This is a genomic window from Streptomyces misionensis (assembly GCF_900104815.1).
GTDB lineage: Bacteria > Actinomycetota > Actinomycetes > Streptomycetales > Streptomycetaceae > Streptomyces > Streptomyces misionensis.
Window position 1 is genome coordinate 2,406,773 of sequence record NZ_FNTD01000004.1, and the last position, 13,486, is coordinate 2,420,258.

Consider the following 13,486-nt stretch of genomic DNA (forward strand, 5'->3'; position numbering starts at 1 on the left):
GCCCGGGAGCACGGGGGCGCTCCGCGGCCCCGTGCGTCCCGTTCGCGGACGGGGAAGGTCAGGCCGACTCGACGCGCTTCTTCAGACCCGCCAGGGCGCGGTCGATGACGACCTTCTCGGCCTTGCGCTTGATCATGCCGAGCATGGGGATCTTGACGTCGACGGTGAGCCGGTAGGTGACCTCCGTGGCGCCCGCGCCCGCCGGCTTCAGCAGGTAGGACCCGTCGAGGGAGCGCAGCATCTGGGACTTCACCAGCGTCCAGGAGACCTCGTTCTCCCCGCTCCAGGTGTACGCCAGCGTCTGGTCGTCCTTGATCGCGCCCGCGTCCATGACGAGCCGCACCTGCTCGGCACGCCCGCGCTCGTCGGTCTTGAGGACCTCCGCCTCCTTGACCTCGCCGGTCCAGTCCGGGTAGCGCGCGAAGTCGGCGATCACCGCCATGACGTCGGCCGGAGCCGCCTCGATCGTGATGCTCGAACTGGTGTGTTCCGCCATCGCCGTGGCTCCTCCAGATGCGGACCGAAGAGACTCTTGCGTGCGCTCGCTGCGCACGTGTGTGCAGCGTGAAGGCTACCGTGCGCCCGACCTGCCCCCTTCACCCCGTCGCCGCTCGCCGCCCGTCACCACTCCAGGACCCAGGGCCTCCCCGTCGCCGCGAAGTGGCCCACGTTCACGCACTCGGTGGAGCCGACCCGCATCCGCCGTGCCAGCGGCTGGTGAACATGGCCGAAAAGCGCATAGCGGGGCCGGGTGCGGCGAATGGCGTCCAGCAGGGCCCGGCTCCCCCGTTCGAAGCGGCGCGCGACCGTGTCGTAGACCAGTTCCGGCACTTCCGGGGGGATGTGCGTGCACAGCACGTCGACCTCCCCGACCGCCTCGATCTTCGCGGCGTACTCCTCGTCGTCGATCTCGTACGGCGTCCGCATCGGCGTGCGCAGCCCCCCGCCGACGAAGCCGAAGGTCCGGCCGCCGATCTCCACCCGCTCCCCGTCCAGCACGGTGGTGCCCGCGCGGGCGTACTCCCGCCACAACGGCGGCATGTCGACATTGCCGTAGGTGGCGTACGTCGGCGTGGGGAACGCGGCGAACAGTTCGGCGTACTGCTTGCGCACCGCCTTCTCGATGGCCGCGTACCGGTCCCCGTCGATGCCGGACCACAGCCGGGCCCCGAACGCGCGGGCCTCCTCGAAGCGCCGGGCGGTGCGCAGTTCCACGATGCGGTCCGCGTTCTCCTCGCCGAACAGGTCGGGGAAGATGCCGCGCGAGTGGTCGGCGTAGTCGAGGAAGAGGACGAGGTCACCGAGGCAGATCAGGGCGTCGGCACCCTCGCCGGCCCGCGCCAGGTCCCGGGCGTTGCCGTGCACATCGCTGACCACGTGGACGCGGGTGGGGGCGCTTCGAGGTGGTGTGGATGCCATGGCGATCAAGCGTAGGCGTGTGCGGTGCACGTGAACAGTGCAGGTCTTGGCCTGCGGTTACTCGCCGGTCGGAGTGGCCGTGGACTACTGTGCGCGAAGGAACGCCCACCTGTGTGACACAAGGAACATCTCCCCGGGACCCCCTGTCGGGAACGCCATACCGGCGGGTAACGTCCGGGCAGTCCAGTCGTGCTCAGGGTTTCGGCCACCGCGAACCCGAGCACCAGCCCGAGCCTTGGACCGCACCGTCGCATCACACAACGTCGTGGCGCCGGCGCCCTATGAGGAGCAGCAGTCTTGCGCGAGTTCAGCCTTCCGGCTTTGTACGAGGTCCCTGCGGACGGAAATCTGACCGACATCGTCCGCAGAAACGCCGCGCAGCATCCCGACGTCGCCGTCATCGCCCGCAAGGTGGGCGGGGTGTGGCAGGACGTGACGGCCCGGGAGTTCCTCGCCGAGGTGCACGCGGCCGCCAAGGGCCTGATCGCCGCCGGGGTGCAGCCGGGCGACCGCGTGGGCCTGATGTCCCGGACGCGCTACGAGTGGACGCTCCTCGACTTCGCGATCTGGAGCGCGGGCGCGGTCACCGTGCCGGTGTACGAGACCAGCTCCCCGGAGCAGGTGCAGTGGATCCTGTCCGACTCGGGCGCGACGGCGTGCGTGGTGGAGCTGGACACGCACGCGGCGGCCGTGGAGACGGTGCGCGACACGCTGCCCGCGCTGAAGAACGTCTGGCAGATCGAGGCCGGCGCCGTCGAGGAACTGGGCCGGCTGGGGCAGGACGTGTCGGACGCGACGGTGGAGGAGCGCTCCTCGCTCGCCCGCGCCGACGACCCGGCGACCATCGTCTACACCAGCGGCACCACGGGCCGCCCCAAGGGCTGTGTCCTCACCCACCGCAGCTTCTTCGCCGAGTGCGGCAACATCGTGGAGCGGCTGCGTCCGCTGTTCCGCACCGGCGAGTGCTCGGTGCTGCTCTTCCTCCCGCTGGCGCACGTCTTCGGGCGCCTGGTGCAGATCGCGCCGATGATGGCGCCCATCAAGCTGGGCTGCGTACCGGACATCAAGCACCTGACCGACGAACTCGCCGCGTTCCGGCCGACGTTGATCCTCGGTGTGCCGCGCGTCTTCGAGAAGGTCTACAACGCGGCGCGCGCCAAGGCGCAGGCGGACGGCAAGGGTGCCGTCTTCGACAAGGCGGCGGCCACCGCGATCGCCTACAGCAAGGCCCTGGACTCGCCGTCCGGGCCGTCGTTCGGGCTGAAGCTCAAGCACAAGGTCTTCGACAAGCTGGTCTACGGCAAGCTGCGCGCGGTCCTCGGCGGCCGGGGCGAGTACGCCATCTCCGGCGGCGCCCCGCTGGGCGAGCGGCTCGGCCACTTCTTCCGCGGCATCGGCTTCTCGGTGCTGGAGGGCTACGGCCTGACCGAGTCCTGCGCGGCGACCGCGTTCAACCCGTGGGACCGGCAGAAGATCGGCACGGTGGGGCAGCCGCTGCCGGGCTCGGTGGTGCGGATAGCGGACGACGGCGAGGTGCTGCTGCACGGCGAGCACCTGTTCAAGGAGTACTGGAACAACCCGGCCGCGACGGCCGAGGCGCTGGCCGACGGCTGGTTCCACACCGGGGACATCGGCACCCTGGACGAGGACGGGTACCTCCGGATCACCGGCCGCAAGAAGGAGATCATCGTCACCGCGGGCGGCAAGAACGTGGCGCCGGCCGTGATCGAGGACCGCATCCGGGCGCACGCGCTGGTCGCGGAGTGCATGGTGGTCGGCGACGGGCGGCCGTTCGTGGGCGCCCTCATCACCCTGGACGAGGAGTTCCTGGGGCGCTGGGCCGCGGAGCACGGCAAGCCGGCCGGCTCCACGGTGGCCTCGCTGCGGGACGACCCCGAGCTGAACGCCGCGATCCAGGAGGCCGTGGACGACGGCAACGCGGCGGTGTCCAAGGCGGAGTCGGTGCGCAAGTTCCGTGTCCTGCCGGGCCAGTTCACCGAGGACTCCGGTCATCTGACGCCGTCGCTGAAGCTGAAGCGGAACGTGGTCGCGAAGGACTTCGCGGACGACATCGAGGCGATCTACGCCAAGTGACCTGCCCGGCGGGGCTCTTGGGGAACGCGCGGAACACGCGTCAGAGCAGTGTCCGCAGGCGCTCCGCCAGCAGGTCCCACCGCCACTTCTCCTCCACCCACCGGCGGCCCCGCTCCCCCATCCGCCGCCGCAGGGCGGCGTCCTGGAGCAGCGCGGTGATCCGGTCGGCGGCCTCCTGCGGGGCGCCGCCCCGGACCACCCAGCCCGTCTCGCCGTCGAGCACGGCGTCGGGCGCGCCGCCGGAGTCGCCGGCGACGACCGGCAGGCCCGTCGCGGAGGCCTCCAGGTAGACGATGCCGAGGCCCTCGACGTCGAGGCCGCCGCGCCGGGTGCGGCAGGGCATGGCGAAGACGTCGCCGGCGCCGTAGTGGGCGGGCAGCTCGGACCAGGGGACGGCACCGGTGAAGCGGACCGAGGCGGCGACGCCGGTCTCCCGGGCGAGCCGGCGCAGGTCCTGCTCGTAGGGGCCGCCGCCGACGATCAGCAGCACGGTGTCCGGCTCGGCGGCGAGGATCCGGGGCAGGGCCCGGATCAGCGTGTCCTGGCCCTTGCGCGGCACCAGCCGGGAGACGCAGACGACGACCGGGCGGTCGGTGAGGCCGAGGCGGGCGCGGACCTCGTCCCCGCCGGAGTCCGGGTGGAAGGTCTTCTCGTCGACGCCGGGCGGCAGTTGCACCATCCGGCCGGCCGCCTCGGGGGTGAGCGCGGCGGCGATGCGGGAGCGGGTGTACTCGCCCAGATAGGTGATCGTGTCCGTGGATTCGCCGATCCGGCGCAGCAGCTGCCGGGCCGCGGGCAGCTGGGCCCAGCCGGCCTCGTGCCCGTGGGTGGTGGCCACCAGCCGCTCGGCCCCGGCGCGGCGCAGCGCGGGCGCCATCAGGCCGAGCGGTGCCGCGGCCCCGAACCACACCGAGGTGCAGCCGTGCTCGCGCAGCAGCGCGGTGGCCCGCCCGGTCGCCCCGGGGGTGGGCAGCAGCATCGTGGTGCGGTCGCGTACGACGGTGAAGGGCTGCTCGGCGTCGAAGGCCGCGGTGGCCAGGACGCCCTCCCGGCTCCGCTTCCAGGTGGAGGCGTAGACGACCAGCTGCCCGGGGTCCAGCCGGAGGGCCATGTTGTGCAGGAAGGCCTGGATGCCGCCCGGCCGGGGCGGGAAGTCGTTGGTCACGATCAGGGTCTTGTGCATCGTGGCCGACCCTACCGAATCGGCCGTACGGCCCGGATACGGGCGGCCGCGTTGGCACGGCCGCGGGCGGTCGGGACATCATGGTGCCGCGACGGCGGGACTCGAAGCGCAATCGAACGGCAGGGGATCACGTGGAGACCAAGGACGCCCGGCGGTCGCCGGCGTGCCTGCTCGCGACCTGGGGCGTCACCCGTGCGGTGCTGCTGCTCTTCGTCTTCGGGGTGTACGTCTTCCCGGGCCCGGACGTCACCTCGGACGTGTCGGTGATCTACCGGGGCTGGTACGAGGTGCTGCGCGGCGGGACGTTCCCGCTGGACGACGTCACCTGGCAGTACCCCCCGGCCGCCGCGCTGGCGATCCTCTCCCCGGCCCTGCTGCCCTTCCTGTCGTACGCGCACGCCTTCTTCGTCCTGGCGTTCCTCGCGGACCTGGTGGTGCTGGCGTTGCTGCTGTGGCGCTCGGGGCGTCCGGGCGGGTCGCGGCGCGGGGCGTGGGTGTGGGTGGCGGGCGTCCCGCTGCTCGGCCCGACGGTGTACGCCCGCTACGACGTGATGGTGACCGCGGTGGCGGTGGCGGCGCTGGTGGCGGGGGCGCGGCACCCGCGGCTGATGGGCGCGCTGGCGGCCTTCGGGGCGCTGCTGAAGGTGTGGCCGGCCCTGCTGCTCGCCGGGGCGGTGCGACGGCGGGCGTGGGTGTCGGCGGCGGTGACGGGGGCGGGGCTCGCGGCGGTGTTCGCGGTGTCGATGCCGGGCGCGTTCGCGTTCCTCACCTTCCAGCGGGAGCGGGGCACGGAGGTGGAGTCGCTGGGCGGCCTGGTCTTCCATGTGGCCCGGCACTTCGGCTGGAGGGGCGAGGTGCTCTTGAACTACGGCTCGATCGAATTCCTCGGCCCGTACGTGGCCGAGGTGAGCACGGCGGCGCTGGCCCTGACCGCGGCCGCGTTCGGCTGGCTCCTCCTGTGGCGCCTGCGGGCCCGCCGCTTCACCCCCTGCACCCTGGCGGACGCGGCGTTCACCGCGGTCCTCCTGTTCACCGTGACCAGCCGGGTGATCAGCCCCCAGTACCTGGTCTGGCTGATCGGCACGGCCGCCGTCTGCCTGACCCACCGCGCCTCCCGGATGACGCCCCCGGCCCTGCTCGTCCTCGCGGCCTCGTTCCTCACCGTCCTGGAATTCCCCGTCGGCTTCGCCCACGTGGTGGCGAGCGACTGGTACGGCACCACCCTCCTCCTGCTCCGCAACGCCCTCCTCGCCACCGCCGCCCTCCTGTGCGCCCACCGCCTGTGGCGCGCCACCGCCGCCCCGGCCCCCACACCCCTGCACCCACTGCACCCGACCAGGACCTCGGTGCCCTCCTAGACGGACTCAGCGGGCCTCGGCCGACAGGGCCCGCGGCCCCCGCACCCGCCGCAGCAGCACCGCCACGGCCCCGCACTGCACGGCCATGGAACACACGAGCGCAAGCACGACGCCGGGCAGCCCGAGGCCCGACAGGACGGCGGCGAGCGGGAGCTGCACGGCGGTGCCGAGCAGGGTGATCCGCAACAGCGCGGGCGCTCCCCCGCTGCCTTCGAAGACCCCGCCGAGCGCGATGAACCCGGCCATCAGCAGCAGGTAGGGGCCGACCCAGCGGAGGAAGAGCACGCCCTGGTGGGCGACGGCGGGCCCGGCGCCGAACGCGGCCATGAGCCACGGGGCGGTGAACGCGAACAGGACGGCCGCTGCGAGGCCGGCCGCCCCGGAGACCAGCACCGTCTGCCGGGCGATGTCCCGGCGGGCGTCCGTCCCCGCACCCCTGGTGTGCGCGGTGTGGATCGCGGCGGCCTGCCGTACGGCGTAGAAGGCCATGGTGGCGAGGTAGAGCACCTTGTAGGCGATCGCGTAGGCGGCCACCTCGGTGACACCGAGTCGGCCGACGATCGCGACCAGCACCAGCGCCCCGCTCTGCCGGACGGTGAAGTCGGCGGACATGGGCAGTCCGGTGGTGAGGGTGCGCCGCACGGAGGTCCGCAGCCGTTCGGCCGGACGTACCCGGGCGGCCTTGCGCAGCAGGTTGTCGCGGCGGACGACGGCGAGGCCCGCCACGAGGGCGGCGCCCCGGCACAGCACGGTGGAGACGGCGGCGCCCCGGACGCCGTGGAGGTGGATGAGGAGCGGGTCGCAGACCAGGATCAGCCCGTTGGCGAGCAGCGCGAGGCGCATGGGGGTCCGGGTGTCGCCGGCGCCCTTGAGGAGGCCGTCGACGAGTTGCTGGGCGAAGAAGACGGCCATGCCGGGCAGGGAGACCGCGAAGTAGGCGGCGGCCAGGCGCAGGGCCGCGGGGTCGGAGCCGCCCAGCACCAGGCGGGCCAGCGGCTCGCGCAGCAGCAGGCCGCCCACCGCGACCGGCGGGGTCACCAGCGCCCACAGCACGGTGCCGCCGCGCGCCGCGGCCCGTACGGCGGCCGGGTCGCGGGCGCCCCGTGCGTGCGCCACCAGCACGGTCGCGCCGGAGGCGAAGACCAGGGCCACGCCGAGCAGCACGTTCTCGGTGTTGGTGGCCACGGCCACGGCGGCGACGGCGGCACCGCCGAGCCGGGAGACCCAGACGGTGTTGACGATTCCGGAGGCGACCGAGGTCAGCAGGGACAGGTAGACGGGGCGGGCGAGCGAGACGAGCTGGGCACGGTGGGCGTTCACCAGGGCTCCGGGTATCTCGAAACGAGCTACCTCGATTCGAGGTAGCTCGAAAAGAGCTAGCATGGCGAACGGGCCTGTCGCAAGGAGGAGTTGGCGTGCTGGAGTTGTCGATCCTCGGCTTCCTCGCCGAGGGACCACTGCACGGATACGAGCTGAAGGACCGCATCAAGGCGCTCACCGGGCACATCCGTCCGGTCAGCGACGGCGCGCTCTACCCCGCCATCAACCGGCTGCTCGCCGCCGGACTGATCGACCGGCACACCGAGCAGGGCGCGAGCGCCGCGCCGCGCCGGGTGCTCTCCCTGACCGATGCGGGCCGCGCCGAGCTGCTGGCGCGGCTGCGCCGTCCGAAGCAGGTGGAGATCACCGATCAGGTCCGGTTCAACACCGTGCTGTCCTTCCTGCGCCACCTGCCCGAGCCTGCCGCGCAGGCCGAAGTACTGCGCCGCCGACTGGAGTTCCTCGAGACGCCGTCGAGCTTCTTCTACCGGGACGGGGAGCCGGTGCAGGCCGAGGAGGCCGGGGATCTGTTCCGGGCGGGGATGCTGCGGGTCGCACGGGCCACGGGCGCAGCCGAGCGGGAGTGGTTGCGGGAGGCCGTCGGGGTGCTCAGCGCAGTTGGTCGTCCAGGTACTGCCGCCACGCGGCGGTGAAGGCCCGCGGGGTGGTGCCGAGGACGGTGCGCAGGGCGTCGGTGAGGGCGGCGGGGTGGGCGGGGTGGGCGCCGAGCGAGCGGTAGAAGGCGGTGAGGCGGGCGGGGCCCCAGCGGTCGGCGATCATGCGGCAGGCCAGCCAGCCTCCCTCGTAGGCCTGGGCCAGCTCGGTGGGGTCGCTGGTGAAGCCGAAGTCCTTGTCGGTGGGCAGGGCGGCGGGGACCCGGCCGCCCTGGACGGCGCGGGCCAGTTCCGGGGCGGCCTCGGTGGGGGTGCGGTCGGTGCCCAGGTAGCCGATCCAGTCCGCGTACCCCTCGGAGAGCCACAGGGGGGTGGCGGAGGTGGTGCGGGTGCGGGTGGCCACGTGGGTCGTCTCGTGGGTGAGGACGACCTGCTTGCCCAGGGTGCCCAGGGCGGCGTAGGCGTCGGGGTTGATCACCACCCGGTCGGCCGGGGTCCGGCCCGCGCCGCCCGCCTCGCCGGTGGTGACGGCGGCGATGCCCCGGTAGTCGGCGGCCGGTGAGCCGAGCAGGCCCGCCATGCCGTCCAGGGACTTCGGCACCACGACCACCACCTTGCGGGTCCAGTCCGTGCCCCACTCCGCCGAGACCGCCGGGACCGCCCGGTCGGCCATCCGGGCGTAGGCCCCCAGGTCGGCCGGGGACTGGCCGGCGCCCAGGACCAGGCTGTGCGCGCCCGGCACGGCGGTCACCGTGCCCTGGTCCCACAGCTGCTGCCCGGCCCCCCCGGCGGGCCGGTCGGCGGTGACGTACCAGGTGCCCTGGGCCGTCCGGGACAGGGTGACGGTGCGCCGGGTGTCGACGGGGGCCCGGTCGTAGCCGGCGACCCGGTACGTCAGCTCGGCGTCGGCGGTGGCGCCCGCGGCGGTGCGGCGCAGCCCGGTGACCCGGTAGGCCCAGGAGGCCAGCGGCAGGGCGCGCAGCCTGGTGTACTCGGCGCGGGCGCCGGTCGCGTCGTACGCCCCCTCGTCGTGCCGCAGCAGCGCCGCCGAGCGCATGTCCAGCAGGCGCTGCACCTCGCTCCGGGCGGAGTCGGCCGCCGTCCGTCCGGCACAGCCGGCCAGCGGCAGCAGCAGGCACAGGGCCACCGCCCCGACCCGTCTCACCCTCCCGTCACCGGCCATCCGACGATCGTACGGCGCGTCGCGCGGGCGTCAGGGCCGGGTGACCGAGGAGATGGGCATCATCCCGACCGGGTCGTAGCGCACCGCCGCCCCCGGGTGGGGCGCGTGGATGACCCGGCCACCGCCGACGTACATCGCCACATGGCTGGCGTCGGAGCGGTAGACGACCAGGTCACCGGGGCGGGCCTGGGAGAGCGGGACGTGCCGGCCGGCGAAGCGCTGCTCCTGGGAGGTGCGGGGCAGATGGACGCCGGCGTGCGCGTACGACCACTGCATCAGGCCCGAACAGTCGAAGCCCGCGGGCCCGTTGGCGCCCCACACATAGGGGCGGCCGAGGGCGGAGCGGGCGGCGGCCAGGGCGGCGGCGGCCCGCCCGTCGGGGGCGATCGACGCACCGGCCGGTCCCGGCAGCCCGAGGCGGTCGGGCCCGGCCGAGCGGGAGGAGCGCTCGTAGGCGGCGCGGTCGGCCGCGGACAGGGAGTCCAGCAGCTGCCGCGCCCGGGCGAGCTTGCGTTCCACCGTCCGCTTGTGCGCGGCGACGGCCCGGCGGCTGCGGTCCAGTTCGGCGAGTTTCCCGGCCGTCTCCGCACGCTCCTGGTCGAGTTCGCGCAGCGCGGACCGCAGCTCCCGCAGCCGCCCGGACTGCTCGGCGCCGATGCGGTCGAGGGTGGCGGCCTTGTCCAGGTAGTCGTCGGGGTCGGCGGAGAACAGCAGGGCGACGGCCGGGTCGATGCCGCCCGAGCGGTACTGCGCCCCGGCCAGCGAACCCAGCTCCTCGCGCAGGGTGTTGACCTCCTGCTGGCGGCGGGCGATCCGGTCCTGGGCGTACCGGACCTCGCGGCGCAGGCCGTCCGCGCGCTCCTCGGCCTCGTCGTAGGCCTGGGTCGCCTGCTCGGCCTCCGTGTAGAGCCGGTCCACCTCGGCGCGGGCGTCGGCGTGCGGCGCGGCGTGCGCGGGTGCGGCGCCGAGCGCGGCGGCGGCCGACAGCGCGCACAGGGCGGCGGCGCCCAGGGCGAGTCCGGACGGTGCCCGGCGGTGACCGGACGGTGCACGGTCGCGGCCGGACGGTGCAAGGCGGCGATGGGACCCCACGGGTTGCCGAACCCCTTCCACTGGCTGACAAAGGACGTCCCCCGGCGCCGGGGACGGGGAGGCCCGGGCGCCGGGGAAACGCGGCAGACAGTAGCCGTGCGGAAGGGTCGCGGCCAAAGACCTCGACGGCGACAAAGAGTGACGCCCCGCCGCTGACGCAGGTCACCGGCGGGGCGTGGAGTCAACCCTCGTCCCACGGGTTCGCCCGTTCGGGCGCCCTCGTGAGGTTTGCGGCGGGTCTCAGACCCGCACGCCGAACTGGAACGGCATGTCGGACATCGCCTCGTAGCGCACCACGGCACCGGTGTGCGGGGCGTGCAGCACCTGGCCGTTGCCCGCGTACAGGCCGACGTGGTGGATGTCGCCGTAGAAGAACACCAGGTCGCCGACCTTGAGGTCGCTCTGGTTGTAGATCCGGGTACCGATGGTGGCCTGCTCCTCGGAGGTGCGCGGGATGGAGACGCCGGCCTGCGCGTAGGCGTAGGAGGTCAGACCCGAGCAGTCGAAGGAGGAGGGGCCGGTGGCGCCGTAGACGTACGGCTTGCCGATCTGGCCCTGGGCGGCGGCGAAGGCGGCCGCGGCCCGGCCGGAGGCGGGCGGGGCGTCGCCGAGGTTCACGCGCTGGCTGGAGGAGCGGTCGGCGCGCTGCTGCTGTGCGGCCAGGTCCGCCTTCTCCTTGGCGGTGAGGCTGTTGAGGATCTTCTGGGCCTCGGCCAGCTTGGCCTGGACTTCCTTCTTCTTGTTGCCCAGTTCGGTCCGGGTGGCCGAGAGGTCCTTGAGCTTCTCGGTGGCCTCGGAACGCTCCTGGGCGAGTTCGCGCTGCTTGTCCTGGATCTTGCGCAGCGCGTCGACCTGCTGGCCGCTCAGCTGGTCGAGGGTGGACGCCTTGTCGAGGTAGTCGTCCGGGTTGGAGGAGAGGAAGAGCTGGACCGAGGGGTCGATACCGCCGTCGCGGTACTGCGCGGTCGCCAGCGAACCCAGGCCGTCGCGCAGCTTGTTGAGGTCTTCCTGACCCCGCGCGACGTTGTCCTGGATCGTGGATATCTCCTTCTGCAGCTTCTGCTGCTTCTCCTTGGCGCCGTTGTACTTCTCGGTGGCCTGCTCGGCCTCCTCGTACAGCTTGTCGACCTTGGACTTGACCTGGTCCTTGCTGAGCTTCGGACTCGGCGCGGCGTTCGCGGCGTTGGCGCTGAGCACGACGGCAGCGGCGGCTGCGGTGGTCAGCACGGTCACGCGTGCGCGGCTCTGCTGTTTGGGTCGACGGTGGGACGCCACGGAGGACGAACTCCTTCTTGTGAGTGTTCACCCGTTCGGAGGTTCGAGCCCAGACCCTAGTGACACAGTTGTGATCATTCAAATCCTCACGACAAAAAATGCCGTGACGCAATGTATTTTTTGCACACAACACACGAGCAGTGATGCGCGATTGACCCTATGTCGCGTCACGGTGCGCCCAATTCGGGCATTGCGTACGCTCGTCGGGCCTTTCAGGACAGTCGCTTCAGAAGCATCGCAGACGCCACCGGCCGGGCACCCGCCCGCGCCACCCCGTCGGCCACCTCGCGGTCGGTGGACGCCACGATGACCGGACGACCCGGCGGTTCCGCGCGCACCAGCTGGCGGATCAGCTCGTCCGCGGTGACGCCCGGCTTGGAGAACAGCACCCGCACCCCGCGCGGCGGCGCGAGCAGTACCGGCGCGGCCAGTTCGGCACCGTCGAAGACGCAGGTCACCTCGGCGCCGGTCTGCGCGGCGAGCGCGGACAACTGCCCGAGCAGCCGCAGCCGCTGCTTCTCCAGCGGCATCTGCGGATAGCCGGTCTTGGTGACGTTGTAGCCGTCGACCACCAGATGCGCCTGCGGCAGCGCGAGCAACTGGTCGAGGATCGCGGGGTCGTGCTCGGACAGGGCGCGCGCCGCGATGTCCTTCGGGGTCATGCGGCCCGGCTCCACCGCGTCGACCGTCTCGGCCGGGCGCACGGACACCGGCGGCAGCGCCAGCTCCCGCCGCAGGCCCTGGGTGGCCTCCAGCAGGGTGTCCAGCAGCAGCCGTACCCGCATGTCCTCCACGCTGCGGCCCTCGCGGGCGGCCTTGCGGGTGGCCTCCAGGGCCGCCTCCGCCTCGCCGAGGCGCGCCTTGAGCCGCCGGGACTCGCTCTCCGCGGCCGACACCTGGAGCTGCGCCTCGGCACGGACGGCGTCCATCTCGGCCTGCGCCTTGCGCAGCGCGGCCTCGCCGCGGCGCACGTCGCTCAGCGCGGCGCGCAGCTTGCGGTGCAGCGACTCCGCGTCCCGCTTCGCCGACTCCAGCTCCGCGCGCAGCCGTTCGGTCTCGGACCGGGTGTGCTCGCGGGCGTGGTCCAGTTCGACGCGCAACCGCTCCAGCTCGGCCCGGCTCTCCTCGCCGGCCCGCTCGGCGTCGGCGCGCTGGGCCTCCTCGCCGGCCGCGGTGATCAGCTTCACCCAGCCCGCCGGGCGCAGCACATAGGCCGCCGCCGCCACGTCCAGCGGATCGGCGGCCGGGGGCGCCGAGCCGGAGTCGAGGGCGCCGGCCAGCTCCGGCTGGGCCTCGCGGAACTTCTCGCCGATCCGCTGTCTGAACAGCGTGTCGGTCTCCAGCGCCGCCGCCATCGCGTTCCCGGCGAACTTCACCCGGCGGTTCGGGGCGAACCGGGCGTACTGCCGCAACTGGGCGGGCAGTTCGGTCACCGTCAACTGGCCGAAGCCGTCCGAGACGATCCCCACGACCCTGCGGCGCACCCCGTCGGGCAGCGGACGGTCAAGCACCTCAGCGGTGCCGTCGCCCGGCCCCCCGCCTGCGCTCTCCACCATCCGTCACACCCCACTACCGATTGCCGACATCCCCTGGCGGGCCCGCTCCGTCAGGAGCCGGTGCCCGGCCTGTCCACGAGTTCCACCTGGTCCACCGCGTTGCACCAGCGGCAGCGCACCGACTCGATGGTCTCACTGACCACCTGGCGCTCCTCCACCGTCGGCTCGCCGGCCAGGTCGAGGTGGACGTACTCCACGACCTTGGACGAGCGGGTGACGTCGAAGCGGGTGAGGTTTCCGCAGAGGGTGCAGCGCCATCGCGTCGTGGCGGTCGGCAGGGGAACCGTCATCGTGCCTGTTCGCTTCCTTCTCGGGTCGGACCGCGCCGGCGGCCGACGCGTGTGGCTCGTAACCCTACGGCCTGGCGGGTGCTCGCCGCCCGTCCGTTCACG

Annotated in this window: 12 protein-coding genes; 3 read left to right on the forward strand and 9 right to left on the reverse strand. The window is 73.1% G+C overall.

Annotated features, from left to right (window positions below; all coding sequences use genetic code 11):
• Positions 1–58: 58 nt before the first annotated feature.
• Together BLW85_RS12555 and BLW85_RS12560 are read right to left on the reverse strand one after the other, a co-directional pair.
• Complete coding sequence (locus tag BLW85_RS12555) at positions 59–496, reverse strand: SRPBCC family protein (RefSeq protein WP_070028626.1); 438 nt, start codon at positions 494–496, stop codon at positions 59–61.
• A gap of 125 nt (positions 497–621) precedes the next feature.
• On the reverse strand, positions 622–1,419 hold the full coding sequence (locus tag BLW85_RS12560; RefSeq protein WP_070028627.1) for a metallophosphoesterase family protein: 798 nt from the start codon (positions 1,417–1,419) through the stop codon (positions 622–624).
• Positions 1,420–1,716: 297 nt separating this feature from the next.
• Here BLW85_RS12560 and BLW85_RS12565 point away from each other — a divergent pair, with 297 nt between their 5' ends.
• The gene (locus BLW85_RS12565; protein ID WP_070028628.1) at positions 1,717–3,513 is read left to right on the forward strand and encodes an AMP-dependent synthetase/ligase; all 1,797 of its coding nucleotides are present in this window, start codon (positions 1,717–1,719) and stop codon (positions 3,511–3,513) included.
• A gap of 40 nt (positions 3,514–3,553) precedes the next feature.
• Here BLW85_RS12565 and BLW85_RS12570 read toward each other — a convergent pair whose 3' ends face one another.
• Positions 3,554–4,696 carry a glycosyltransferase family 4 protein gene (locus BLW85_RS12570; RefSeq protein ID WP_070028629.1) on the reverse strand — a complete coding sequence of 381 codons (1,143 nt, stop codon included), beginning with the start codon at positions 4,694–4,696 and terminating at the stop codon, positions 3,554–3,556.
• 131 nt (positions 4,697–4,827) lie between these two features.
• On the opposite strand from BLW85_RS12570, the gene BLW85_RS12575 reads away from it, so the two are divergent.
• A complete protein-coding gene (locus tag BLW85_RS12575; RefSeq protein WP_074992084.1) occupies positions 4,828–6,054 on the forward strand; it encodes a glycosyltransferase family 87 protein in 1,227 nt (408 codons plus the stop codon).
• Between the two features lie 6 nt (positions 6,055–6,060).
• On the opposite strand, the gene BLW85_RS12580 is transcribed toward BLW85_RS12575, so the two are convergent.
• Positions 6,061–7,374, reverse strand: coding sequence for an MATE family efflux transporter (locus BLW85_RS12580; RefSeq protein ID WP_074992085.1), 1,314 nt, complete (start codon positions 7,372–7,374; stop codon positions 6,061–6,063).
• Between the two features lie 95 nt (positions 7,375–7,469).
• On the opposite strand from BLW85_RS12580, the gene BLW85_RS12585 reads away from it, so the two are divergent.
• Positions 7,470–8,027: a PadR family transcriptional regulator gene (locus BLW85_RS12585; protein ID WP_074992086.1), complete on the forward strand. Its 558-nt coding sequence runs from the start codon at positions 7,470–7,472 to the stop codon at positions 8,025–8,027.
• On the opposite strand, the gene BLW85_RS12590 is transcribed toward BLW85_RS12585, so the two are convergent.
• From BLW85_RS12590 to BLW85_RS12610, 5 genes are all read right to left on the reverse strand, one after another.
• Positions 7,984–9,171: a hypothetical protein gene (locus BLW85_RS12590; protein WP_208624833.1), complete on the reverse strand. Its 1,188-nt coding sequence runs from the start codon at positions 9,169–9,171 to the stop codon at positions 7,984–7,986. The two genes, BLW85_RS12585 and BLW85_RS12590, sit on opposite strands and share 44 nt — an antisense overlap.
• A gap of 30 nt (positions 9,172–9,201) precedes the next feature.
• Complete coding sequence (locus tag BLW85_RS12595; protein ID WP_079172324.1) at positions 9,202–10,263, reverse strand: C40 family peptidase; 1,062 nt, start codon at positions 10,261–10,263, stop codon at positions 9,202–9,204.
• Positions 10,264–10,503: 240 nt separating this feature from the next.
• On the reverse strand, positions 10,504–11,538 hold the full coding sequence (locus BLW85_RS12600) for a C40 family peptidase (RefSeq protein ID WP_070028632.1): 1,035 nt from the start codon (positions 11,536–11,538) through the stop codon (positions 10,504–10,506).
• Positions 11,539–11,750: 212 nt separating this feature from the next.
• Positions 11,751–13,094 carry an NYN domain-containing protein gene (locus BLW85_RS12605; protein ID WP_070028633.1) on the reverse strand — a complete coding sequence of 448 codons (1,344 nt, stop codon included), beginning with the start codon at positions 13,092–13,094 and terminating at the stop codon, positions 11,751–11,753.
• A 50-nt stretch (positions 13,095–13,144) separates the two neighbouring features.
• The gene (locus tag BLW85_RS12610) at positions 13,145–13,384 is read right to left on the reverse strand and encodes a hypothetical protein (RefSeq protein WP_070028634.1); all 240 of its coding nucleotides are present in this window, start codon (positions 13,382–13,384) and stop codon (positions 13,145–13,147) included.
• Positions 13,385–13,486 lie beyond the last annotated feature (102 nt).

Coding starts and splice junctions, on each gene's coding strand:
- BLW85_RS12555 (WP_070028626.1), bottom strand. CDS start 496: ATGGCGGAACACACCAGTTCGAGCATCACGATCGAGGCGGCTCCGGCC.
- BLW85_RS12560 (WP_070028627.1), bottom strand. CDS start 1,419: ATGGCATCCACACCACCTCGAAGCGCCCCCACCCGCGTCCACGTGGTC.
- BLW85_RS12570 (WP_070028629.1), bottom strand. CDS start 4,696: ATGCACAAGACCCTGATCGTGACCAACGACTTCCCGCCCCGGCCGGGC.
- BLW85_RS12590 (WP_208624833.1), bottom strand. CDS start 9,171: ATGGCCGGTGACGGGAGGGTGAGACGGGTCGGGGCGGTGGCCCTGTGC.
- BLW85_RS12605 (WP_070028633.1), bottom strand. CDS start 13,094: ATGGTGGAGAGCGCAGGCGGGGGGCCGGGCGACGGCACCGCTGAGGTG.
- BLW85_RS12610 (WP_070028634.1), bottom strand. CDS start 13,384: ATGACGGTTCCCCTGCCGACCGCCACGACGCGATGGCGCTGCACCCTC.